Annotated in this window: 21 protein-coding genes and 2 pseudogenes; 12 read left to right on the top strand and 11 right to left on the bottom strand. The window is 62.3% G+C overall.

Annotation, left to right across the window (positions count from 1 at the left end; genetic code table 11):
* Positions 1 to 112 precede the first annotated feature (112 nt).
* Together AWB75_RS05095 and AWB75_RS05090 are read left to right on the top strand one after the other, a co-directional pair.
* On the top strand, positions 113 to 1,840 hold the full coding sequence (locus AWB75_RS05095; protein ID WP_061122969.1) for a GmrSD restriction endonuclease domain-containing protein: 1,728 nt from the start codon (positions 113 to 115) through the stop codon (positions 1,838 to 1,840).
* Between the two features lie 106 nt (positions 1,841 to 1,946).
* Complete coding sequence (locus AWB75_RS05090) at positions 1,947 to 2,465, top strand: DUF4019 domain-containing protein (RefSeq protein ID WP_061122968.1); 519 nt, start codon at positions 1,947 to 1,949, stop codon at positions 2,463 to 2,465.
* 18 nt (positions 2,466 to 2,483) lie between these two features.
* Here the strand turns inward: AWB75_RS05090 and AWB75_RS05085 are convergent, their stop codons facing one another.
* The gene (locus tag AWB75_RS05085) at positions 2,484 to 2,789 is read right to left on the bottom strand and encodes a high-potential iron-sulfur protein (RefSeq protein WP_061122967.1); all 306 of its coding nucleotides are present in this window, start codon (positions 2,787 to 2,789) and stop codon (positions 2,484 to 2,486) included.
* A 521-nt stretch (positions 2,790 to 3,310) separates the two neighbouring features.
* Between AWB75_RS05085 and AWB75_RS05080 the strand changes: the two genes are divergently transcribed.
* Entirely contained in the window at positions 3,311 to 3,553 is a 243-nt protein-coding gene (locus tag AWB75_RS05080; protein ID WP_061122966.1) for a type II toxin-antitoxin system ParD family antitoxin, read from the top strand.
* Positions 3,550 to 3,852 (top strand): type II toxin-antitoxin system RelE/ParE family toxin, encoded by a 303-nt coding sequence (locus tag AWB75_RS05075; protein ID WP_061122965.1) that lies wholly within the window; start codon positions 3,550 to 3,552, stop codon positions 3,850 to 3,852. The genes AWB75_RS05080 and AWB75_RS05075 overlap by 4 nt, the downstream gene beginning before the upstream one ends.
* A gap of 83 nt (positions 3,853 to 3,935) precedes the next feature.
* Here the strand turns inward: AWB75_RS05075 and AWB75_RS05070 are convergent, their stop codons facing one another.
* Together AWB75_RS05070 and AWB75_RS05065 are read right to left on the bottom strand one after the other, a co-directional pair.
* Positions 3,936 to 4,064 (bottom strand): MFS transporter small subunit, encoded by a 129-nt coding sequence (locus AWB75_RS05070; protein ID WP_061122964.1) that lies wholly within the window; start codon positions 4,062 to 4,064, stop codon positions 3,936 to 3,938.
* Positions 4,065 to 4,080: 16 nt separating this feature from the next.
* Positions 4,081 to 5,478 (bottom strand): L-lactate MFS transporter, encoded by a 1,398-nt coding sequence (locus AWB75_RS05065; RefSeq protein WP_061122963.1) that lies wholly within the window; start codon positions 5,476 to 5,478, stop codon positions 4,081 to 4,083.
* Positions 5,479 to 6,017: 539 nt separating this feature from the next.
* On the opposite strand from AWB75_RS05065, the gene adh reads away from it, so the two are divergent.
* Together adh and AWB75_RS05050 are read left to right on the top strand one after the other, a co-directional pair.
* Positions 6,018 to 7,538 carry an aldehyde dehydrogenase gene (adh, locus tag AWB75_RS05055; protein ID WP_061122961.1) on the top strand — a complete coding sequence of 507 codons (1,521 nt, stop codon included), beginning with the start codon at positions 6,018 to 6,020 and terminating at the stop codon, positions 7,536 to 7,538.
* A gap of 59 nt (positions 7,539 to 7,597) precedes the next feature.
* Complete coding sequence (locus AWB75_RS05050) at positions 7,598 to 7,990, top strand: DUF779 domain-containing protein (RefSeq protein WP_061123063.1); 393 nt, start codon at positions 7,598 to 7,600, stop codon at positions 7,988 to 7,990.
* Between the two features lie 4 nt (positions 7,991 to 7,994).
* On the opposite strand, the gene AWB75_RS05045 is transcribed toward AWB75_RS05050, so the two are convergent.
* The 4 genes from AWB75_RS05045 to AWB75_RS05030 all read right to left on the bottom strand — a co-directional run bounded on the left by AWB75_RS05045 (position 7,995) and on the right by AWB75_RS05030 (position 11,830).
* The gene (locus tag AWB75_RS05045) at positions 7,995 to 8,774 is read right to left on the bottom strand and encodes an enoyl-CoA hydratase (RefSeq protein ID WP_061123062.1); all 780 of its coding nucleotides are present in this window, start codon (positions 8,772 to 8,774) and stop codon (positions 7,995 to 7,997) included.
* 14 nt (positions 8,775 to 8,788) lie between these two features.
* Complete coding sequence (locus AWB75_RS05040) at positions 8,789 to 10,432, bottom strand: acyl-CoA synthetase (RefSeq protein ID WP_061123061.1); 1,644 nt, start codon at positions 10,430 to 10,432, stop codon at positions 8,789 to 8,791.
* 120 nt (positions 10,433 to 10,552) lie between these two features.
* Complete coding sequence (locus AWB75_RS05035; protein ID WP_061122960.1) at positions 10,553 to 11,188, bottom strand: glutathione S-transferase family protein; 636 nt, start codon at positions 11,186 to 11,188, stop codon at positions 10,553 to 10,555.
* Positions 11,189 to 11,203: 15 nt separating this feature from the next.
* Complete coding sequence (locus tag AWB75_RS05030; protein WP_061122959.1) at positions 11,204 to 11,830, bottom strand: glutathione S-transferase family protein; 627 nt, start codon at positions 11,828 to 11,830, stop codon at positions 11,204 to 11,206.
* Positions 11,831 to 11,891: 61 nt separating this feature from the next.
* Between AWB75_RS05030 and AWB75_RS05025 the strand changes: the two are divergent.
* Positions 11,892 to 12,352, top strand: a pseudogene (locus tag AWB75_RS05025) (nitrilase-related carbon-nitrogen hydrolase); the annotation flags it as partial.
* Here AWB75_RS05025 and AWB75_RS05020 read toward each other — a convergent pair.
* Entirely contained in the window at positions 12,299 to 13,006 is a 708-nt protein-coding gene (locus AWB75_RS05020) for a hypothetical protein (protein ID WP_087086475.1), read from the bottom strand. The pseudogene AWB75_RS05025 and the gene AWB75_RS05020 overlap by 54 nt on opposite strands.
* A gap of 218 nt (positions 13,007 to 13,224) precedes the next feature.
* A pseudogene (locus tag AWB75_RS05010) lies at positions 13,225 to 13,428 on the bottom strand (MFS transporter); the annotation flags it as partial.
* An 864-nt stretch (positions 13,429 to 14,292) separates the two neighbouring features.
* Between AWB75_RS05010 and AWB75_RS05000 the strand changes: the two are divergent.
* The 5 genes from AWB75_RS05000 to AWB75_RS04980 all read left to right on the top strand — a co-directional run bounded on the left by AWB75_RS05000 (position 14,293) and on the right by AWB75_RS04980 (position 20,268).
* Positions 14,293 to 15,531, top strand: a complete 1,239-nt coding sequence (locus AWB75_RS05000; protein ID WP_407642122.1) for an ABC transporter substrate-binding protein — start codon at positions 14,293 to 14,295, stop codon at positions 15,529 to 15,531.
* 73 nt (positions 15,532 to 15,604) lie between these two features.
* Positions 15,605 to 16,480, top strand: a complete 876-nt coding sequence (locus AWB75_RS04995) for a branched-chain amino acid ABC transporter permease (RefSeq protein ID WP_061122955.1) — start codon at positions 15,605 to 15,607, stop codon at positions 16,478 to 16,480.
* A 2-nt stretch (positions 16,481 to 16,482) separates the two neighbouring features.
* Positions 16,483 to 17,409 carry a branched-chain amino acid ABC transporter permease gene (locus tag AWB75_RS04990; protein ID WP_061122954.1) on the top strand — a complete coding sequence of 309 codons (927 nt, stop codon included), beginning with the start codon at positions 16,483 to 16,485 and terminating at the stop codon, positions 17,407 to 17,409.
* Positions 17,406 to 18,911 (top strand): ATP-binding cassette domain-containing protein, encoded by a 1,506-nt coding sequence (locus tag AWB75_RS04985; RefSeq protein WP_061122953.1) that lies wholly within the window; start codon positions 17,406 to 17,408, stop codon positions 18,909 to 18,911. Before AWB75_RS04990 ends, AWB75_RS04985 begins: the two co-directional genes overlap by 4 nt.
* A 220-nt stretch (positions 18,912 to 19,131) precedes the next feature.
* The gene (locus tag AWB75_RS04980; RefSeq protein ID WP_061122952.1) at positions 19,132 to 20,268 is read left to right on the top strand and encodes a porin; all 1,137 of its coding nucleotides are present in this window, start codon (positions 19,132 to 19,134) and stop codon (positions 20,266 to 20,268) included.
* 7 nt (positions 20,269 to 20,275) lie between these two features.
* Here AWB75_RS04980 and AWB75_RS04975 read toward each other — a convergent pair whose 3' ends face one another.
* On the bottom strand, positions 20,276 to 21,298 hold the full coding sequence (locus AWB75_RS04975) for an aldose epimerase family protein (protein ID WP_235011974.1): 1,023 nt from the start codon (positions 21,296 to 21,298) through the stop codon (positions 20,276 to 20,278).
* 13 nt (positions 21,299 to 21,311) lie between these two features.
* The gene (locus AWB75_RS04970) at positions 21,312 to 21,986 is read right to left on the bottom strand and encodes an HAD family hydrolase (protein WP_061123059.1); all 675 of its coding nucleotides are present in this window, start codon (positions 21,984 to 21,986) and stop codon (positions 21,312 to 21,314) included.
* Between the last annotated feature and the right edge of the window lie 59 nt (positions 21,987 to 22,045).

Here is a 22,045-nt window from a genome sequence, read left to right as displayed (position 1 = left end):
GTCGGCGCAGCCGCCGTAATTTCGAGATGACGGGAACGCGAACGCAATTCACGTCATTAGAATCCGGCGAATTCAGAAGCGTGCAAACCATGACCGGCTGAGAGAGGAACAGATGGCGAAAGCAGAAGCAACAGTCGAAGAGCTCGTATCGATGATCGAACGCGGCGAATTGCGTCTTCCTGAGATGCAGAGGCAATACGTATGGCGCTCCACTCGCGTGCGGGATCTGCTCGATTCGCTCTATCGCGGATATCCGTCCGGCGCGATCCTTCTGTGGGAAACAGATGAAAAAGTCGCCTTGCAGGACTTCGCCGTCAGCCAGACGACGCATGGATATCGAAGCACGCGACTCCTGCTCGATGGTCAGCAGCGGTTGACGTCACTGTCGGCCATCATTCGCGGCGAGCCTGTTACGGTGAGGGGGCGGCGCAGGCCCATCGACATTCTGTTCAATCTCGATCATCCCGATCAACTCTCGATCGTGACCGAAGTAGAAGAGCACGATGCGGACGACGAAGACACCGACGAAGACGACGAAGCAATCGGAGACCACGCAGACTCGTCGGAAGACGAATTGCAGAAGCGCTTCGACAAAATGACCTTTGTCGTGTCGACGCGCAAGCTCGAACAGATGCCGCATTGGGTGAGAGTGTCGGACGTTTTCAGACACGACGGCGACAAGACGTTCCTCAAGCAGGCTGGCATCACTGGTTTCGACGACCCGCGCTATGAAAAGTACAGCCAACGCCTCGCAAAGCTGAGAGGCATTCGCAAGTACCTGTATCGCATGGACGTGCTGGAGCGCACGCTGTCATACGACGAAGTCACGGAAATCTTCGTCCGCGTGAACTCGCTCGGCGCGAAGCTCCGGAGTTCCGATCTGGCGCTTGCGCAAATCACAGCGAAATGGCGCAACTCGCTGAAGGTATTTCTCGACTTTCAATCCGAGTGTGCCAAGACAGGATTCGATCTCGAGTTGGGCCTGCATCTCAAGAACCTGATCGCATTTGCCACGGGTCAGTCGCGCTTTCTCACCGTCGGCAGCCTGACGCTCGATGTATTGCAGACGGCATGGAAACAGGCGTGCGAAGGGATGGTGTTCGCATTGAATTTTGCGAGAAGCAACCTTGGAATCGAGAGTCCCGCGCTCCTCTCGTCGCCGTTTCTGCTGATCCTCATTGCGTACCTCGGTCATGCGCGACGCTTCGAACTCAGTTCGAGCGAGGCGCGGCAACTGAGGCACTGGGCGCTCGTCGCGAACGCGAAAGGCCGTTTCTCGCGCGGGTCGAGCGAAACCATCCTCGATCAGGATCTGGCGACCATTCGAAGCGGTGGGACGATGCAGGATCTGATCGACCGTCTGCGCCTTCAGTTCGGACGCCTCGACATCACGCCGGATGAGCTCGAAGGACGCAATCGCCGCAGCGCGCTGTTCAAGACGATGTTCCTCGCTTTCCGCGACGCGGGCGCAAAGGACTGGCGCTCCAATCTCGCGATTTCGCTGGATCACTCCGGCGCGCAGCACAAGTTGCAGTTCCATCATGTCTTTCCGAAGGCGCAACTCAAACACGAGTACACGCCACGGGAAGCGGACGATATCGCCAATCTCGCGTTCATTGGCGGGAGAACCAACCGCGCGATCAGCGACAAGTTGCCGCTGCATTATTTTCCCCATCTCGTCGATCAGCATGGCATGGAGCCGTTCGCAGCGCAGGCGATCCCCACCGCCCCGGCCTTGCTCGATCTGGCGAACTACAAGGTGTTTCTTGTCGAACGACGCGCACGGATCGCGGCCAGGCTGAACGAGTTCCTCGGAACGCAGGCCGAAACGAAGGGCTGAACCACCCGCACCCTTCCATTCACTTTTCCGAAACTAAGTATTTCTTACTGTCCCGCCCGCGGACAGCGCTACAATCTTGGCCGAATAAACCAACGCCGTCCGTCACATGAAAGCTCGCATCACTCTCTCGCTCGGCGCGCTATTGCTGCTATCGACCAGCATCGCGTGCCAGGCGCAACAAGCCCAGCCCGCACCGCAGCAGCCTCAAGCCGCAGCCGAAGCCGCAGCCGCCCGCCCCCTCACGAAGGAGCAGCAGGCCGCCCTCGACAAGCAGGACCAGGACGTCGCGCAGGTCGCCTCGGCCATCATCAGGCTGATCGACCAGAATAAGTCGGGCGAGGTGTGGGATCAGGGCTCGCCCATCGCGAAACAGATCATTTCGCGCGATGACTTCGTCAAGAAGATCACGCGAGACCGTGGGCCGCTCGGTGCACCGGGAATCCGCATGCCGATGGGCGTCAAGCATTATCGCTACGACGGCACCGGCAACATGCCCGCCGGCGCGTATATCAACGTGCTCTTCGATACCCAGTTCAGTCAGGCTCCTCAGTCATCGCGCGAGATGGTGACCTTCATCCTCGACTCGGACAATGTCTGGCGTTTTGTCGGCTACACGGTGCGTTGAGTCGACGTCGAGCCGTCATCACATGTTCGTGTATGACGCGCACCATCCCTTGCCGGCGACGAGCTTGTCGTTGAAGAGGGTGCAGCCGCCCCAGGCATCCGTCGATTTGCCCTGATACAACGAGCAGTTCGCACACGTCTGGCCGGCGGCATAGTTCGGGTATTTCGCCTTGTCCACCTTGGCGGCGTCTTCCTTGTATCCGACCGCGACGGCCGCCGGATCGGATTCGCTCAGGTGCGGCGTATCGGCGCGGGCTCGCGTGAGCCACAGCGCCGAGCCCATGCCGATACTGAAAATCATGAAGCTGCGGCGGGTCGGATTCATCGTGGTGGACCGTTTGTCGTCTGCGGGGATTGTTTTCGTGCGCGCTCGGGCGGTAGTCGAACGATACGCCGACGCGCCGCGCCATGTCCAAAACGCTGGCTGGTCGATTACCGCATACCTTTGCAAAATCGAACGGCCGATCGTTTATCGCTCACGGGCGGCTTTCGCTTCCTCTTTCAACGTGCAGGCCACGTCGTTCATTCCACGCCGCTAAACCTTTGCGCAAACGTGCCGTAAATCAGGCCAGAACGCAGTTGCAACCGCGTGAATCACCCCTGCGGCACCCCGGCCGCGGCTCAATTCGAAGGAGAACAACCGTGAGTGAAATGGAATGGATGATGGCTGGCGTGTATCTCGCAGCATCGGTGTGCGGCACGCTTTTGATGAGCGCGCTCGCGCGCCGCAGCCTGAACCGGGTGGAGGATCGCGGACACTGAGCATTTCGGATCGCTGTATCTCGCCCCGTCTCTGCTCAATACCAGAAATTGGTATTATGGGCATTCAAGCAAACGGGGAATGTCATGCCAAAGAATACGTCTGTTTCGCTCGGCGATCACTTCACTGGTTTCGTCGAGGATCGAGTGCGTGCAGGCCGCTACAGCACCGCGAGCGATGTGGTCCGTGCCGGCTTGCGCTTGCTCGAAGAGCAGGAGGCAAAACTCGATGCGCTGCGCTCGGCTCTGGATGCAGGTGAGCGTTCAGGACCATCGAAGCCGCTCGATTTCGATGCGTTCATCGCCCGCAAACGCAAGTCCGCCCGATGAAGCAGTGCGTATTCACACCGGCAGCCCTACGGGACCTCGACGGCATCTGGGACTATACGTTCGATACGTGGGGTCCCGCGCAAGCCGAGCGCTACGTGCGAATGATCCAGGACACTGTCACCGGACTCGGCGACGGCACGCAGCGAAGTCTTTCCGCTGAACACGTCCGGGCCGGTTATCGAAGGGCGCTGGTCGGAATGCACGTCCTGTTCGTCAAGGAAGCCGCTGACACGATCCAGATCGTGCGGATTCTTCATCAGCAGATGGATCTGCCGACCCATCTCGGCGACGCCGGATAGCCACGCGACAAGCCGCAAATAAAACGCGCGCCGTGAACCGATCGACAAATCGGCCCTCCGGCGCGCGTGGCGCTTCTACCGAATCAGTGGAACAGCTTGATCGCCTGCGTGAGCGTGTTCGTGACGCCCCATGCGAGCGGAATCAGCACATACGCCCAGAACAGCAGCAGCAACCCCTTGTTCGACGACTCGCCTTCGTACTGAGTGTTCATCGCGGTCTCCTTTCTCTCAGTTCGCGGCCTGCGCCGACAGGTTCATGTGATGCTTCTCATGCACTCGCGTGATGAGCAGATTGCAGAGGAAGCCGACGACGAGCAGCGCCGCCATGATGTGCAGCGTCATCGTGTACGCATCCGCGCCCGCGACGCCGTGCGCCACCTGATACGCACGGACGTAGTTCACGAGCACCGGTCCCGCGACGCCCGCGGCCGCCCACGCGGTCAAAAGCCGCCCGTGAATGCCGCCGACGAACGCCGTGCCGAACATGTCCGCGAGATACGCGGGGACGGTCGAGAAGCCGCCGCCGTACATCGACAGAATCACGCCATACGCCAGCACGAAGAGCGCGATGTTGCCCGCGCTCGCGAATTGCGGCACGAGGAAATACAGCACCGCGCCGAGCGCGAAGAACACGAAGTAGGTGTTCTTGCGGCCGATCCAGTCCGACGCCGACGCCCACACGAAGCGTCCGCCCATGTTGAACAGCGACAGCAGCCCGACGAAGCCCGCCGCCGCGCCCGCCGTGATCGACGTCTTGAAGCTTTCCTGAATCATCACCGATGCCTGGCCCAGCACGCCGATGCCCGCCGTCACGTTCAGGAACAGCACGAGCCACAGCAGATAGAACTGCGGCGTCTTCAACGCCTGATCGATATGCACGTGGTTCTTCGTGATCATCTTGTTCGCCGTCGCGGGCGGCGTCCAGCCGGCCGGCTTCCAGGCCGCCGGGGGAATGCGGATCGCGAGCGCGCCGATCGTCATCGAGATGAAGTAGAGCACGCCCAGCACGAGGAACGTTTCGGCCACGCCGACGCTCGTCGCGCTCTTGAAGTGGTTCATCAGCGCAACGGAGCCCGGTGCCGCGATCATCGCGCCGCCGCCGAAGCCCATGATCGCCATGCCGGTCGCCATGCCGCGGCGGTCCGGGAACCAGCGGATCAGCGTCGATACGGGCGACACATAGCCTAGCCCGAGCCCGATGCCGCCGATCACGCCATAGCCGAGATACAGCAGCCAGATCTGATGCAGATAGACGCCGAGCGCGGAAACGAGAAAGCCGCCGCCGAAGCAGCACGCCGCGGTGAACATCGTGCGGCGCGGGCCGACCTTCTCCAGCCATTTGCCGGCGAACGCCGCCGAGAGGCCGAGAAACACGATGGCGAGCGAGAAGATCCAGCCAAGCGTGGTCAGCGACCAGTCATCCGGCGCGGACTTCGTGATGCCGATGACTTTCGTCAGCGGCGCATTGAACACCGAGAATGCATACGCCTGCCCGATGCACAAGTGAACAGCCAGCGCGGCGGGCGGCACCATCCAGCGCGAAAAGCCGGGCCGGGCGATGGTCGCTTCCTTGGAGAAAAAACTTGTCGGGCCGGGCGCGGCCCCTTGATCGAGTGTGCTGTTCATTGTGGTCTCCGTGGCGCGTCATGTCTCTCACGTGCGCGCGCATCGTTGCTTGTGGTGCCGGCCGGGGTCGCCGGAAAGCAGCCCGCCGTGGTTCATGCGTCCGGCGACGATGTCCGCGTCGCGCGCGCAAGGCCATTTCGCGCCGCTCGAACATGCGATGGAACGACATATGAGTGCGACGCTTTGCCACGGCTGGCATGACCATAGACAAGTGTGAAAGGCTTTGCAATATGAACAGTCGTGCCATAAGCGTTTGCCCGCAGCGTTGCCGTAATCCGAGCAGCAATCAGCATGTATCGCGGACGCAGACGATGGCTGTACCGCATCGCTACAGGGCGGGGCAGGTGTTCTGAATGTGAACAGTGCGCATCTGCCCCGTGCAAACCCTGACGATGCGCCGCGCAACCGCATGCCGATGCGGCTCTCGCCCGGCCCGTGCGATCGCGCGCGTGATGGCATGGAACTCGCAATCAACAGCGACCGGTGCCGGACATCGGCAGTGCCGGCCCGTTCACGTCGACATGCGAGGAGCACACACGATGAATCACGCAGAGATGCAGTTCCTGAGCACGGAATATCCCTATAAAAAGCAGTACGGCAACTTCATCGGCGGCAAGTGGGTGCCGCCCGCGGGCGGTGAGTATTTCGACAACATCTCGCCAATCACCGGTGAGCCCTTCACATCGATTCCGCGCTCGCGCGAAGCCGATATCGAAGCCGCGCTCGATGCCGCGCACGCAGCGAAGACGTCGTGGGGCAGGACGTCCGTCGCCGATCGCGCGAACCTGCTGCTGAAGCTCGCCGATCGGATGGAAGCGAATCTGCAGCGTCTCGCGGTGGCCGAGTCCATCGACAACGGCAAGCCGCTGCGCGAGACGATGGCCGCGGACATTCCGCTCGCCATCGACCACTTCCGTTATTTCGCGAGCGCGGCGCGTTCGCAGGAAGGCGGCATCTCGGAGATCGATCACGATACGGTCGCGTATCACTTCCACGAGCCGCTCGGCGTCGTCGGGCAGATCATTCCGTGGAATTTCCCGATTCTGATGGCCGTGTGGAAGCTCGCGCCCGCGCTTGCGGCGGGCAATTGCGTCGTGCTGAAGCCGGCGGAGCAGACGCCCGCATCGATTCTCGTGCTGCTCGAAGTGATCGAAGGCATTCTGCCGCCGGGCGTCCTCAATGTCGTGAACGGCTTCGGTCTGGAAGCGGGCAAGCCGCTCGCGTCGAACAAGCGCATTGCGAAGATCGCGTTCACCGGCGAGACCACGACGGGCCGTCTCATCATGCAGTATGCGAGCCAGAATCTGATTCCGGTCACGCTTGAACTGGGCGGCAAGAGCCCGAACATCTTCTTCGAGGACGTGCTGAACGCCGACGACAGCTTCTTCGACAAAGCGCTCGAAGGCTTCACGATGTTCGCGTTGAATCAGGGCGAAGTGTGCACGTGCCCGTCGCGTGCGCTGGTGCAGGAATCGATCTACGAGCGCTTCATGGAACGCGCGCTGAAGCGCGTCGCGGCCATCGCGCAGGGCCATCCGCTCGATACGAAGACGATGATCGGCGCACAGGCATCGCAGGAGCAGTTGGAAAAGATCCTGTCATATATCGATCTCGGCAAGCAGGAAGGCGCGCAATGCCTCTCCGGCGGCGAGCGCGCCGCGTTCGATGGCGAGCTTGCGAAAGGCTATTACGTCAAGCCGACCGTGTTCAAAGGCCACAACAAGATGCGCATCTTCCAGGAAGAAATCTTCGGGCCGGTGCTGTCGGTGACGACCTTCAAGACCGAAGAAGAAGCGCTCGAAATCGCGAACGATACGCTCTACGGTCTCGGCGCGGGCGTGTGGACGCGCGACGGCACGCGTGCGTATCGATTCGGCCGTGCGATCCAGGCGGGCCGCGTGTGGACCAACTGCTATCACGCGTATCCGGCGCATGCGGCGTTCGGCGGCTACAAGCAGTCGGGCATCGGACGTGAGAATCACAAGATGATGCTCGATCACTATCAGCAGACGAAGAACATGCTCGTCAGCTATAGCGACAAGCCGCTCGGCTTCTTCTAAAGCGTAGTGGGCCGCCGCTGTTGCGCGCAGCGGCGGCCCATCAGAACAACGAGAACATCATGAGCGAACAGGAAGAAGTGCTGCGCGTGACCGCGACGCCCGCCGCGATCGGCCTCATCGACAAGCTCAAGGCCGAGCATGGCGACGTGCTGTTCCATCAATCGGGCGGATGCTGCGACGGCAGCGCGCCGATGTGCTTTCCGGTGAAGGAATTCATGGTCGGCGGTTCCGACGTCAAGCTCGGCGCGATCGGCGGCGTGCCGTTCTACATGACCGAATCGCAATACGAGTATTGGCAGCACACGCAGCTCATCATCGATGCGGTGCCGGGCAACGGCGGCATGTTCTCGCTGGAGCGCCCGACGGGTCTGCGCTTTCTCACGCGCTCACGGCTTTATAGCGACAAAGAGAACGCCTGGCTCGAACAGCATCCGGTCGAGCACGTGAGCTGATCGTTCATGACCAGCGCGGCGCGCGCTTTTCGACGAAGGCCTGCGTGCCTTCGAGCGTGGCGTCGTCCATCATGTTGCAGGCCATCGTTTCCGATGCGAGCGCGTATGCGGCCTCGATGCCGGTTTCGAGTTGACGATAGAACAAACCCTTGCCCGCCGCGACCGCTTCGCGCGGCTTGGCGGCGATGGTCGCGGCCAATGAGCGCACGGCATCGTCGAGTTCGCCCGGCGGTGCGACGCGGTTCACGAGGCCGCGTTCGCGCGCCGTCGCTGCATCGATGAACTCGCCCGTCACGAGCATTTCGAACGCGGCCTTGCGCGATACGTTGCGCGACAGCGCCACGCTCGGCGTCGAGCAGAAGAGCCCGAGATTCACGCCCGATACGGCAAAGCGCGCATCGCTCGATGACACCGCGAGATCGCACATCGCGACGAGCTGACAGCCCGCCGCGGTCGCGATGCCATGCACGCGCGCAATCACCGGCTGGGGCATGCGCTGGATCGTGAGCATCAGGCGCGAGCAGCGCGCGAAGAGTTGGCGATAGTAGTCGAGCGCAGGCTCGGCGCGCATTTCCTTCAGGTCGTGGCCCGCGCAAAACGCGCGCCCCGCGCCCGCCAGCACGACCACGCGCGCATCCGACGCGGCGATGTCCTTCAACGCGCGTTCGAGCGCTTCGAGCATTGCTTCCGATAAGGCGTTGAACGCGTCGGGACGATTCAACGTCAGCGCGACGGCGCCGTCGATGCCATATGCATTGCGTTCGATCAGAACGAGTTCGGTCATGTCGCAGCGCTCCATCAAACGTCGATCGCCGCGACCGAGCCCGCGATCTTGCGCAGCGCGAACTTCTGGATCTTGCCGGTCGATGTCTTCGGCAACTCGCAGAACTCGATGGCGCGCGGCACCTTGAAGCCCGCGAGCTGCGCCTTGCAATGCGCGATCAGCTCCTCCACGCTCGCATGCGCGCCGGGTTTCAGCTCGACGAAGGCGCAAGGCGTTTCGCCCCAACGCGCATCGGGCTTCGCGACTACGGCCACCGCGAGCACGGCGGGATGCCGGTACAACACGTCTTCCACTTCGATGCTCGATATGTTCTCGCCGCCCGAGATGATGATGTCCTTGCTGCGATCCTTGATGCGAACGTAACCATCCGGATAGGCGACAGCCAGATCGCCCGTATGGAACCAGCCGCCGCGAAACGCTTCCTCGGTGGCGGCCGCGTTCTTCAGATACCCCTTCATCGCGATGTTGCCGCGGAACATGATCTCGCCGATGGTCTCGCCATCCGACGGCACGAGTTCCATCGTCGATGGATCGCGCACGCTCACGGCATCTTGCAGGTGATAGCGCACGCCTTGCCGCGCATTGAGACGTGCGCGCTCGTGGACATCGAGCGCGCGCCATTCTTCCTGATGCGCGCAGACAGTGGCGGGTCCATATACCTCGGTCAATCCGTACACGTGCGTCAGCCGGAAGCCCATGCGCTCCATGCCTTCGATCATCGTGGCGGGCGGCGCGGCCCCTGCGACCATCGCATGAACCGTCTGCCCGATGCCGGCCTTCATTTCATCGGGTGCATTGACGAGCAGGTTCTGCACGATCGGCGCGCCGCAATAGTGCGTGACGCCTTCCTTGCGGATCAGATCGAAGACGGTTTTCGCCTCGATCTTTCGCAGGCACACGTTCACGCCCGCGCGCGCCGCGACGGTCCACGGAAAGCACCAGCCGTTGCAATGGAACATCGGCAGCGTCCACAGATACACGGCGTGCGTCGGCATATCCCATTCGAGGATATTGCTGATCGCATTCGTGTACGCGCCGCGATGGTGATACACGACGCCCTTCGGATTGCCCGTCGTGCCCGACGTGTAGTTCAGGCAGATCGCGTTCCATTCGTCCGACGGCGGCGACCATTCGTATGCGGGATCGCCGCTCGCGAGCAGCGCTTCATAGTCGATTTCGCCGATGCGTTCGCCCGCGCCCGTGTACTGCGGATCGTCCACGTCGATGACGAGCACATTCTGCGGCACGTTCTCGAGCGCGCGGCGCATCACGTCCGAGAACTCCCGGTCGACGAACACCGCCTTCGCCTCGCCGTGCGTGAGCATGAAAGCGAGGGTGTTGGCGTCGAGCCGCGTGTTGAGCGCGTTGAGCACGGCGCCCGTCATCGGCACGCCGAAGTGCGCTTCGACCATTTCCGGCGTGTTCGGCAGCATCGCGGCGACGGTATCGCCAACGCCGATGCCACGCGCGGCGAGCGCGGACGCGAGCCGCCGTGTGCGCGCATAGGTCTCGGCCCAGTTGCGCCGCACGTCGCCATGCACGACGGCGGCGCGCGTTGGATAAACCGAGGCCGCGCGCTCGATGAAATTGAGCGGCGTCAGCGCCGCGAAGTTGGCGGCCGTTTTGGGAAGGCCTTCGTCGTACATGCTGGCGCTCATGGTCATCTCCTCAGGCGCGGATCTATCAGATCGAGTCAGTGTCGCTCATGTTTCTTAGAAGAGCGTTATCACGCGCGCAACTTACGTTAATCTGACGCGCCGTCTCATGGTTTGCCCTGATCAGGCGAGATCGTCGAGCTTGATTTCAAAGCCACGCTTAACGCCCGGACGCGCGAAAAGCGCTTCATACCAGCGTTTGACGTTCGGATAGTCATCGAGCGAAACCTGATGACGTTCGTGCCGCCACGCCCAGCCGAGAATCGCGAAATCGGCGACGGACATCTCGCCCGCGACGTATTCCACTTCGGCAAGACGCTTGTCGAGCACGCGATAGAGGCGGCGCGTTTCGTCGGAGTAACGCGCGAGTCCATAACGCCGGTCGCTTTCCGGCTCGACCGCGCGAAAGTGATGCACCTGTCCGGGCATCGGGCCGAAGCCGCCCATCTGCCACATCAGCCATTCGAGCACGGGCACGCGATCGCGCAAACTGGCGGGCAGAAACTTGCCGGTCTTCTCGCCGAGATAGAGCAGGATGGCGCCGGATTCGAACACGCTGATCGGCTTGCCGTCGGGTCCGTCCGGGTCGACGATCGCCGGAATGCGGTTATTCGGGCTGATACGCAGAAAGCCGGGCGCGTGCTGCTCGCCCTTCGTGATGTTCACCGTCTTCACGATGTAGGGCAGTTGCATTTCTTCCAGCGCGACGCTGATCTTGCGTCCGTTGGGCGTATTCCAGGTATGCAGTTCGATGGTCATGGCGTGCGTCCCCGTTCAGGTCAATGCGGGCGACACATGGCGCTGAAACCCCGCGCGCTGCGTGATGCCGATGTACCAGCGCTCGAGTTCGGGCAATGCGGGCCGCGCGAGTTCGGCGATCCCGAACCAGCGGCGCGCATAAGCGGCGATGACGAGATCGGCGAGGGTGAACGTGCCGCCTTCGAGATAATCGCGGCCTTCTAGATGTGCATCGACGACGCGCCATAGCTTCTCCACTTCACTTGCTGCTGCGGCGAGCTGCGCCATATCGCGCTCGGCTGCGCTCGTGCGGATATAGCCCCAGAAGACTGGGCGTTCGGCGGGTTGCAGCGTGGAAAGCGACCAGTCGAGCCAGCGGTCGGCGCTCGCGCGAACCTTCGGCGCGACGGGGTAGAGCGAGCTGTCGGGGCCGTACTGCATCGCGAGATAACGGATGATCGCGTTCGATTCCCACAGCACGAAATCGCCGTCGACCAGCGTGGGCACGCGGCCCATCGGGTTCATCGCGAGGTAGTCGGGTTCGGTGTTGCGCCCGAATTGCAGGCCCGCGTCGATGCGGTCGTACGCGAGGCCAAGCTCCTCGCAACACCACAGCACTTTCTGCACGTTGACCGAGTTGGCTCTGCCCCAGATCGTCAGCATTCGATGTCGCCCTTCATGGTTGTCGAGGGGTTCATCTTAGCTGTGTTTTGTCTGCTCGCGTCGGCCATCGGGCGAAGCGGAGCGCCAGGCCGGCATGGTGGTGTCGATTGGCGTCAACGAACGCGACGGCGGGACCCTCTACAACACGCAATTGCTATTCGATGCCGATGGCACGCCGGTGCAGCGCCGTCGAAAGCTCTCGCCGACCTATCGCGAGAGAATGGTCTGGGGAATGGGAGATGGCTCAGGCTTGCGCGCCGTCGCGTGTCGCCGGAAGGCGAGTTCATGGGTGGCGCACCGCTGCGTGAAGGAGAGGGCGAAGTCATCGCGGATCTCGACTTCTGGCAGATCGACAAGCGCAAACGCATGATGGACTCCCGCGGTCATTACAGCCGCCCCGATGTGCTCGGGCTCGTGATCGACCGCGCGCCAAAGACGCACGTCAGGGATTGCGCGCGGCGGCGCTCGTCAATGAGCGTCCGACTGCCAGCGACCGGATTCCGGACACACAGCGGCGGGTGAGCCGTTCAACCAGACTTGCTCTTCATCCGGTTGCAGCGACGTCGAAGGGGCGACGTCGAACTTCACGTCGAGTAGCCGCGCGACATGAGCGTCTTCGATGGGAAGCTCCCAAGTGAGGAATATCTGGATGCAATCCTGATCCGGCGCGAAATCGGCGACACTGAAATTGCCGCTGCGGCGCTGAATGACGCCGTGAGGCTGGCCCGTATCGAATATCACGGCGGTTCCGCGAGTCAGGGGAATGCGATGGCCCGTCGACGGAAAATGCAAGTCCAGACCTTTGTCCTCGCTCAGGAAGAGATTGCAAAAGGCCGCGCCGCCATATTGCGCACCGTCATGGTGATAGCGCGCGCCGCGACAGGCCATCAGCGCGACGTCGCTCGCGGCCAGCACGTCGGAGAGTCCAAGCGCGCGCGTCCAGTCGGACATGGCCTGCACGCAGCGCCTGTAGTCCGGCCAGCGCATTTGTGTCCGCGCCAAAGGCATGGCCTCGACATCGCCGGGTTCCAGATCGAGCCGCGTCGATGTCTCTCTTTGCCAATCCGCCAGCACGCGCGCAGAGGGCGCAGGCACGTCGAGCGTGGCTGATAAAACGATGTCACTTACGCGTCGACTGCGGATGGCGTCGCCGCTCCAGAAATAAGAAGTCAGCATGTCTCGGACTCGATGCCGTCGAAGGGGCATTCATCCGGGGCATTGTAACGATTCGGACCTATTGCCTGCGATGCAGCAACAGGCTCATCAACGCGGATTGAGCGCTTTGGTCACGACGCCATCGGCATCCGCATCGCCTGCGGGCGACGACGGGCCGAGCGCGTTCGCCTCCTGCGCGCTGGTGTCATAAAGGCGGTCCGGAATGAAGAACGCGAAGACTGGCTTTCCATCCAGCGCGGCGATTCGGGCAGCGTGCGGCGCCACCACAGCGTTTCCGCGCCCGAGCCGAAGCCCGCGACGATGCGCCACGCGAAGAACGTATGCCAGTCCTGCGCGGTGGCGCTCGCGAGCGACGCGACGCAATAGATCGCGAGCGCGCTCATCATGATGCGGCGGCGGCCGATGATGAAATAGCCGATATACGGATCGCGTAAGCCTGCATCTGGCGCGGCGTGGCGGCGCCGCGCATCAGGCCGTTGCGGATGCCCACGGCGCATACGTGTCCGAGCGACCACGGCTCGGCGACCGTGAGTTCGTGGCCGCGCGCGCAGGGCATCGAGCGTCGCTTGCGGGAAGTTGCCCTCCGCCGACATCTTCCCGAGCTGAATGTCGCGCGGATAAAACGAGCCGGGGAAATGATGAAGCCGAACGCGCGAGAAAAAGCGCGACGGCGCTACGGCGGCCGCGTGCATGCGCGACCATCTGCTGAACGTGCAATGGCGGATACCGACGCATCGGGAATGAGGCGATAACGCCGGCCGCCAGCCGGAGTAGACTGAAATCTCGCGGCGCGTTCGCTGCGAAAGGAGGTTGCGATGAGATTCGCTGAACTGTTCAGGCACGCGAGGCGGGGCGGCACGGTGGCTCACGCCGGTGAGGCAGAGCACCACGAAGAAAGCGGGAAGTCGGTCCAGAAGCAGGCGAAAAAGCTATGGGACGTTATTGGCCGCAATCGCCATAAGAAAGCGAAATGGCAGTAGCCGCAGTGACGATGAACGGCGAAACCCAGGAAGTGAGACTCCTGGGTTTTTTTGTGGTTGTAAAAATAATAAGGACTACGAGGATAACGCGCTCGATGAAAGTCAACTGAAAGAATATCGCCTGATTGATGACGTTTCCGCATGATTTTCTTTTATCGCGTTATTACCGATTCAGTGCGCGAAACGCGAGTGCTACTGTTTGTCGGCAAATCCTTAATTGCTGCATGTGCTTGGCTTGCGTCGCTCCACGATTCACTACAAAGCAAGGGGAGACTGATGATGTCAAAGGGCAAATCGTGGCGGGGAATGAACACCGTCATTGCAACGGGTACGGTGATGGCGGGGCTTGGCTTCTCGGCCGGGGCACACGCAGCGGGCGAGCCGATCAAGATCGGCGTCATCAGCGAAGAGTCCGCGGTGGCGGGCGCTTCGATCAGCAAAGCCGCGCAACTCGCGGCGGACGAGATCAATGCGAAAGGCGGCGTCGACGGCAGGCGAATCCAGATCATCGCGTATGACGACCATTCGTCGGCGTCGGACGGCGTGCGCGCGTTTCAGCGCGCGGCGAGTCAGGACAAAGTGGTCGCGATCATCGGCAGCTATATCAGTGAAGTCGCGCTGGCGATGGAGCCGTGGTCCGCACGCCTGAAAATGCCGTTCATCACGCCGGGCGCGGCGAGCAACGAAATTTCGAAGCGCGTGCACGACGACTACGATCACTACAAGTACACGTTCCACGGCTGGATGACATCGGCGTTCATCGCGCAATCCATCTGCGATTTCTCGCATGACGTGCTCGTTGGCGAGTTCAAGATGAAGACGACCGTCGTGATGAGCGAAGACGCCGCGTGGACGAAGCCGCTCGACGAACGCTTCCTCGAATGCCTGCCGAAAGCGGGCCTGACGGTGCTGGACCATATCCGCTTCAATCCTGACACATCGGACTTCACGCCGATCTTCAACCAGATCGAAGCGAAGCATCCGGACACGATCACCACGGGCATCAGTCATGTGGGCGTGCAGCCGACCGTGCAATGGCACGATCAGCAAGTGCCGATACCCATGTCGGGCCAAAGCTCGCAAGCCACGACGACGAGCTTCTGGAAGGACACCAATGGCGCGACGGAAGGCGTGATCACCGCATCGGCGGCGGCGCCCGGCGTCGCGATGACGCCCAAGACCGTGCCCTTCGTCGACTCGTATCAGAAGCACTTCAACGGCGTATCGCCTGCATATGACGGCTTCACGAGCTATGACCTCGTGTACATCATCGCGGATGCGATTCATCGCAGCAAGGGCTCGACCGATCCAGACAAGATGGTCGATGCGCTGGAGAAAACCGATTACGTCGGCACGATCGGACGCTGGCAGTTCTACGGCAAGAACGATCAGTTCACGCACGCGCTGAAATACGGTGAAGGCTATATCACCGGCATCAATCTGCAATGGCAGAACGGCAAGCAAGTGGCGATCTGGCCGAAGTCGGTGGCGAACGCGAAGGTCAAGTTCCCCGCTTTCGTGAAGGTGCAGGCGGCTTCGAACTGAGCGCCTCCTGGAGCATGCGTTCAGCGGTTCTCGCATGTCGCGGGAACCGATCCCACGTTACCAGGGGCCGCCCATGTTGCCACTGCAGATTCTCATCGACGGCTTCGCGATCAGTTCGCTCTATGCGCTCGGCGCGATAGGCTTCACGTTGATCTTCGGCGTATCCGGCGTGCTCAATCTCGCGCACGGCGGCGTGATGCTCATCGCCGCGCTACTCGGCTGGGCGCTCGCCGGCGAAGCGGGATTGGGCACGTATCTCGCCACGCCGCTCGGCGTGGTCTGCGGGATGGCCGCCGCTTTCATCACGTATTTCATGGTGGTGCGGCCCATTCAGCGTTCCACCGCGATACCGCGCGAGGAGAAAGAGATCTTCGTGCTCACGGGCACGCTGCTCTGGGGCATCATGATCCAGCAGGGTATGGCTTATCTCTTCTCCGATAACCCCATCACGATGCGTCCGCTCATTCCCGGCGTCGCGAGCATCGCGGGCGTGCGCGTGCCGTACAACGAGATCATGATCGCCGTGGTGTGCTGGGTCGTGATCGGCTTGCTGTGGCTCTTCGTGAATCGCACGAAGGCGGGCAAGGCGCTGCTCGCGGCCTCGATGAATCCGCGCGGCCTCACGCTGCTCGGCTTCGAGCTTTCGCGCATCTATCTGCTCGCGTGGACGATATATGGCGTGCTCGCGGGCATTGCGGGCGTGCTGCTCGCCTCGTTTCTCGGCGTGAGCACGAACAACACGGGGCAACTGACTGCGAGCGCGTTTTCCATCGTCGTGCTGGGCGGCCTCGGCAGCGTCTCGGGTTCGTTGATGGCCGCGTATGTGGTCGGCTATCTGGAGACCGTCACCGCGTATCTCATCTCGCCGACGCTGCGGCCGCTGCCCGCGCTGTTGCTGCTCGTGCTTGTGGTCTATGTGCGGCCGCAAGGCTTTCTCGGACGGCGCTGATCATGAAAGACATCGTTCGCTCGCGTCTGATCTGGTCCGCGGTCCTGCTCGCGATCGTCGCGGCGACGCTGCCGTGGTGGCTCACCGGATACATTCTTGGCGTGCTCACCGTCGCGTACTACTTCGGCGTCTTCGCGATGTCATGGGACCTGCTTTTCGGCTTCGCGGGCGAGGTCAACTTCGGTCCGACATTCCTGATCGGCCTGGGCGCTTACTCCGCGGCGATCCTCAACGCGCACGCCGCAGCGCCGATACCCATCTGCGTGATCGCGGGCGGTCTCGTCGCGCTCGTGGGCGGCCTGCTGCTCGCGGTGCCCGCGTTGCGTTTGCGCGGGCCATACTTCGGCCTCGTCACGCTCGTTGCCGTGCTGTTGTTGCAGAACGCGATCGTGATCTTCGCGGGCATCACGGGCGGCGAGATCGGCATGATGGTGCCCGATGTCATGTCCGTCGATGCAAGCAACAACTACTGGATCGCGCTCGCGTTCCTGATCGTCTGCGCGATCATCCTGTTCGGGCTGTCGCGCTCGGCGATCGGTCTCATTCTGCAGGCGAGCGGTCAGGACACCGTCGGCGCGCAGGCGCTCGGCTTCAATGTCGTGAAGCACAAGCTCGCGGCGTTTTGCATCAGCGCGGTGTTCTCGGGCGTCGCGGGTGCGATGCTCGTGTTCTATCAGGGCACGGCATCGGTGAGCACGGTCGTCGATATCGGCATCGGCGTGCAGATCATCATCGCGGCCGTGCTCGGCGGCCGGCGCACGATACTCGGCGCGGTGCTCGGCTCCATCTTTCTCATCGTCGCGGGCGAATTCCTGCGCCCGCTCGGGCAGATCAACACGTTCGTGGTGGCGGCCGTCGCGCTCGCGGTCATCCTGTTCTTTCCCGATGGGTTGCTCGGCAACATCCTGCGCGTGAGGGAACGCGAATGACCGATTCCCCTTTGCTGTCCGTGCGCGGTTTGACGAAACGCTTCGGCGGTCTCGTCGCGGTGAAGGACATCGGCTTCGATATCCGGCCCGGAGAAATACTCGGCCTGATCGGTCCCAACGGCTCGGGCAAGTCGACGGTGATGAAGCTCATCATGGGCATCGAGCGCCCGAACGCAGGATCGATCAAGGTCGATGGCGTCGAGATGGCCGGCTGGCTGCCGCATCGCATTGCGCGCGCGGGCGTAGGCATCGTGTTCCAGCATTCGCGGCCGCTGCATCGACAGACGGTGCTCGAACATATCAAGCTCGCGCTGTTGCCGGATTCGCTCTTGAAGCTCGCCGCCGATCCGCATGTCAACCGCCGCGCGCGCGAGATCGCGGAGCGCGTGGGCTTGAGCCGCGTGATGCATCGGCATCCGGCGACGCTGCCGTTCGCCGATCTGCGCCGCATGGAGATGGCGAAAGCGATCGCGCGCGATCCGCGCGTCGTGCTCGTCGACGAGCCTTTCGCGGGTCTCACCGCCGCCGAATCCGAAGCGTTCTCCGAGCTGATTCGCGGCTTTCGCGCGGAAGGGCGCGCGGTGCTGCTCGTCGATCACAACGTGAAGAGCCTCGCCGCGCTCGCGGATCGCGTGCTTGCAATGTATCTCGGCGAGTACGTCGCCGAAGGCACCGCCGATGAAGTGATGAAGAACGAGACCGTGCGGCGCGTGTATCTCGGCGGCAAGATCGAGGCGCGTGAGCGCGGCGCGGAAGTCGCGAACAACAGGCCGCCGATACTTCGGGTCGAGAACGTCGGCGTGCTCTATGGCAAGGCGCGCGCGCTCGACAGCGTGAGCATGCACGTTCGCGAAGGCGAGTTCGTATCGATCGTCGGATTGAACGGCGCGGGCAAGACGACGCTCTTCAACGCGATCTCGGGACTCGTGCCTTACGAAGGCGCCATTCGATACAGCGCGAAGGATCTGAAGGGCATGACGGGTGCGGCGATTGCGCGCGGGGGCATCGTGCAATGTCCGGAAACGCGCGAGCTTTTCGGCGATATGACCGTGCGCGAGAATCTCGATCTCGGCGGCTACCATCTCTCCGACAAGATGCGCGTCGATCAGCTCGAGTGGCTTTTCGAACTCTTCCCGATTCTCGAATCGCGTCAGACGCAGACCGCGCGCACGCTATCTGGCGGCGAGCAGCAGATGCTTGCGATCGCGCGCGCGCTGATGATGCAGCCGAAGCTCCTCATACTCGATGAACCGACGCTCGGGCTTGCGCCGGTGATTCTGGAGCAACTCTCGAAAGCGATGGAGCTGATGCAGAAGACCACGCCGATCACCGTGCTTCTGGGCGAACAGAACGTGACGTTCGCGCTGCCGCATGCGGATCGCGTGTACGTGCTCGAACATGCGCGCATCGTATGGGAAGGCAGCCCGGCGCGATTCGAGAAGGAGATGGGGCGAGGATTTCTCGAAGCGGTGCCATCGGAACCGGTGCAGGCGAGAGTGTAGAGCGAGAATGTAAAGCGCGTTCGTCATCGCTAAACAATCGCCGCTGTTGCGTAAAACACCACACGTATTGCACCGGATCACGCATTGCGATATTTGACGTGTTAAAACCGCGTGCATTCATGCGTAAAACCAATGCCTTCTTCACTCGGACAGCGAAGCGAAAGGCCACGCATGGAAGCCCATAAAAAAATCGCTAATACTTGAACGCGTCTAACACATCATGAAAACAATCGCATCGCGCGCCGTTGCCGGCATTGGCGCATCGGTCATCGCGCTAGTCTGTCAGTCCGCATTCGCGCAAAGCTCGGTCACGCTCTATGGCGTCGCCGATGTGAGCGTGCGCTATCTGACGAATGCCAACGCCAATAACGACGGCAAGCTGTACATGACGAACGGCGCGATCACCAATAGCCGTTGGGGACTGAAGGGCACCGAAGATCTCGGCGGCGGCCTGCAGGCCATCTTCCGATTGGAAAGCGGCGTGGAACTGGAGAACGGCCAGTTCGCCGACCCTTCGCGCGCATTCAATCGCGCGGCCTACGTCGGACTTGCGAGCCACTACGGCACGCTGACGCTCGGCCGCCAGAAGACGCCGCTCTTCGACATGCTCGGCGATACGTATGACCCGCTCACCGTCGGCAATTACTTCGAGAACGCATGGCTGCCGGTTGCACTCGGCGCGGGTCTCTATGCGGATAACGCCGTGAAGTACAACGGCACGTTCGCGGGTCTGACCATCGGCGCGATGTACTCGTTCGGCACGAACTACACCGCGACCGGTCCGGGCGGATTCTCGGGTCAAGTGCCGGGCCATCTCGGCGCGGGCAACATGTATGGCTTCACGGCGTCGTATGCGATGGGTCCGCTCTCCATCGGCGGCGGCTATCAGCAGAACAGCGACAACTCGTCGAACAAGCAGAAGATCTGGAACGCGAACCTGGTCTATACGCTCGGCGCGGCGAAACTGTATGCGGGCTATCTGCATTCGACGGACGACACCGGCTTCGTCGACAGCATCCTGCAGCAGCGCGGCCTCGTTGCGGGAACGGATATCCAGAAGGGCGCGGGCCGCCGCGACGACGGCCCGTTCGCGGGCATCACGTATCAGGTCACGCCCGCGCTCTTGCTCACCGGCGCGTTCTACTACGATCACATGAAGAACGCGGCCATCGGCGGCGGCGCGACGGGCAGCGGCAATCGTTACACGGGCGTCGCGCTCGCGGAGTACGCGCTGTCGAAGCGCACCGAAGTCTACGGCACGGTGGACTTCAACAAGGTGACGGGCGCGGCCGATGTCGAATTGCCAGGCCGCTCGAATCAGACCGGCGTATCGATCGGCTTGCGCAACATCTTCTGATCGCGCGTCAGCGCACGCGCAGCGTGTAGCGCGTGCGCTGACGATACACGTCGTCAGGACGCAGGATGGCGCGCCCGCCGTCCATGTTGATCTCGTTCGGGAAGCCGCCCGCTTCGAGACACAGCCCCGCCTGCTTGCAATAGTGCGAGCCTCCGCGCGCGGGCACGCCTTCCAGATAATTCCCTGAATAGAACTGCAAGCCGCGCGCATCGGTTGCGACGCTCAGTTCGCGTCCGCTCGATGGATCGAACAGCACGGCGACGCGGCGTGGTTCGCTGGCGTGGTCGTCGAAGGCATAGCAATGATCGAAGCCGCCCGCGATGGCGAATTGCGCGTGCGAGGCATCGAGCCGCGCGCCGATCGACGCGGGCGCGCGCAAATCGAACACGCTCTCCGTTACGTCTTCGCGCGCGACGGGAATCGACGAATCATCGATCGCCCAGTACGTATCCGCTGCAATCGAAATTTCATGCGCGCGAATGGTCGCTTCGCCGCTCAGGTTGAAGTACGCGTGATTCGTCAGGTTGACGGGCGTCGGCGCGTCGGTGCGCGCTTCGTAGTCGATGGATAACGTGCCGTCATCGGCGAGTGCATAGCGCACGCTCACGCTTAGATTGCCAGGAAAACCCGCCGCGCCCGCGGGCGAATCGAGCGTCATGAAGAGTGCGCCATCTGTGGTTTGCGCCCGCCACATCTGCCGATGAAAGCCTTCCGCGCCGCCATGCAGATGATTCACGCCTTCGTTGCGCTCGACCTGATGCGCGACGCCATCGAGCACGAAGCGCGCATCGCGGATGCGATTCGCCCAGCGCCCGATGATCGCGCCCATGAACGCGCTGCCGTTTCGATAGCGTTCGGGCGTGTCGTGGCCGAGCAGCACATCGGCGAAATGGCCTTCGCGATCCGGCGCGAGCCATGACACGAGCGTCGCGCCGAGATCGCTGATATCGACGCGCACGCCAGACGCATTGCGCAAGGTGTAGAGCTTTGCGTCGCCCCACGGGCGAACTTCGATGAGAGAAGAGGTCATGCGCGCGATCATCTCACGGCCGTGCAGCGACTTCATCGAGATGCAGCAGCAGGTCGGCCGGATCTTCATACACGCGCAGCGCGCCCGAGCGTTCGAGTTCATCGCTGCCATAGCCACCGGACAGCAGGCCGACGCCGAGCGAGCGGCAACGCCGCGCGGCCAGCATGTCCCAGATGCTGTCGCCGACGACGACCGTATGTTCGATCGGCACGTTCAGCCGTTCGGCCGCGGCGAGGAACAGATCGGGATCGGGCTTCGCGTACTTCACCATGTCGCGCGTGATGACCACCTGCTTCGCCGGATCGACGCCCAGCGCTTCGAGATTGACTTGCGCGGTTTCCATGCGTCCGCTCGTCGCGATGGCCCAGCGCGTGCCGGCGTTCGTCAGCGCGTCGAGCAGTTCGCGCGCGCCCGGCAGCGGACACACTTGCGCGCGCAGGCGCTTATACGCTTGCGCATGTAGCTGACGCAGATGCTCGACGCGGTCCGCGCTGATTTCTCCGTGCGTCTCGCGCAGCAGTTGATTCGTGAAGAGGCCGCCGCTCATGCCGATCTTGCGATGGATGCGCCAGACGGACAACTCGATGCCTTCCGCGTCGAGCGCTTCCTTCCACGCGAGCACATGTTGATAGACGCTATCGACGAGCGTGCCGTCGAGGTCGAACAGAAATGACGTTTCGATGCGCATGGTCAGCTCCACTTGAGGGTGTCGTATGGGCTTCATCATACGCACGATCCCGCGCGGGC

Source organism: Caballeronia catudaia (assembly GCF_001544755.2).
GTDB lineage: Bacteria > Pseudomonadota > Gammaproteobacteria > Burkholderiales > Burkholderiaceae > Caballeronia > Caballeronia catudaia.
This window is presented reverse-complemented; position numbering and strand designations above follow the sequence as displayed.

Excerpts from the sequence above, each read along its gene's own strand:
- AWB75_RS05095 (WP_061122969.1), top strand. The coding sequence starts at position 113 with ATGGCGAAAGCAGAAGCAACAGTCGAAGAGCTCGTATCGATGATCGAA.
- AWB75_RS05090 (WP_061122968.1), top strand. The coding sequence starts at position 1,947 with ATGAAAGCTCGCATCACTCTCTCGCTCGGCGCGCTATTGCTGCTATCG.
- AWB75_RS05085 (WP_061122967.1), bottom strand. The coding sequence starts at position 2,789 with ATGAATCCGACCCGCCGCAGCTTCATGATTTTCAGTATCGGCATGGGC.
- AWB75_RS05080 (WP_061122966.1), top strand. The coding sequence starts at position 3,311 with ATGCCAAAGAATACGTCTGTTTCGCTCGGCGATCACTTCACTGGTTTC.
- AWB75_RS05075 (WP_061122965.1), top strand. The coding sequence starts at position 3,550 with ATGAAGCAGTGCGTATTCACACCGGCAGCCCTACGGGACCTCGACGGC.
- AWB75_RS05070 (WP_061122964.1), bottom strand. The coding sequence starts at position 4,064 with ATGAACACTCAGTACGAAGGCGAGTCGTCGAACAAGGGGTTGCTGCTG.
- AWB75_RS05065 (WP_061122963.1), bottom strand. The coding sequence starts at position 5,478 with ATGAACAGCACACTCGATCAAGGGGCCGCGCCCGGCCCGACAAGTTTT.
- adh (WP_061122961.1), top strand. The coding sequence starts at position 6,018 with ATGAATCACGCAGAGATGCAGTTCCTGAGCACGGAATATCCCTATAAA.
- AWB75_RS05050 (WP_061123063.1), top strand. The coding sequence starts at position 7,598 with ATGAGCGAACAGGAAGAAGTGCTGCGCGTGACCGCGACGCCCGCCGCG.
- AWB75_RS05045 (WP_061123062.1), bottom strand. The coding sequence starts at position 8,774 with ATGACCGAACTCGTTCTGATCGAACGCAATGCATATGGCATCGACGGC.
- AWB75_RS05040 (WP_061123061.1), bottom strand. The coding sequence starts at position 10,432 with ATGAGCGCCAGCATGTACGACGAAGGCCTTCCCAAAACGGCCGCCAAC.
- AWB75_RS05035 (WP_061122960.1), bottom strand. The coding sequence starts at position 11,188 with ATGACCATCGAACTGCATACCTGGAATACGCCCAACGGACGCAAGATC.
- AWB75_RS05030 (WP_061122959.1), bottom strand. The coding sequence starts at position 11,830 with ATGCTGACGATCTGGGGCAGAGCCAACTCGGTCAACGTGCAGAAAGTG.
- AWB75_RS05020 (WP_087086475.1), bottom strand. The coding sequence starts at position 13,006 with ATGCTGACTTCTTATTTCTGGAGCGGCGACGCCATCCGCAGTCGACGC.
- AWB75_RS05000 (WP_407642122.1), top strand. The coding sequence starts at position 14,293 with ATGAACACCGTCATTGCAACGGGTACGGTGATGGCGGGGCTTGGCTTC.
- AWB75_RS04995 (WP_061122955.1), top strand. The coding sequence starts at position 15,605 with ATGTTGCCACTGCAGATTCTCATCGACGGCTTCGCGATCAGTTCGCTC.
- AWB75_RS04990 (WP_061122954.1), top strand. The coding sequence starts at position 16,483 with ATGAAAGACATCGTTCGCTCGCGTCTGATCTGGTCCGCGGTCCTGCTC.
- AWB75_RS04985 (WP_061122953.1), top strand. The coding sequence starts at position 17,406 with ATGACCGATTCCCCTTTGCTGTCCGTGCGCGGTTTGACGAAACGCTTC.
- AWB75_RS04980 (WP_061122952.1), top strand. The coding sequence starts at position 19,132 with ATGAAAACAATCGCATCGCGCGCCGTTGCCGGCATTGGCGCATCGGTC.
- AWB75_RS04975 (WP_235011974.1), bottom strand. The coding sequence starts at position 21,298 with ATGACCTCTTCTCTCATCGAAGTTCGCCCGTGGGGCGACGCAAAGCTC.
- AWB75_RS04970 (WP_061123059.1), bottom strand. The coding sequence starts at position 21,986 with ATGCGCATCGAAACGTCATTTCTGTTCGACCTCGACGGCACGCTCGTC.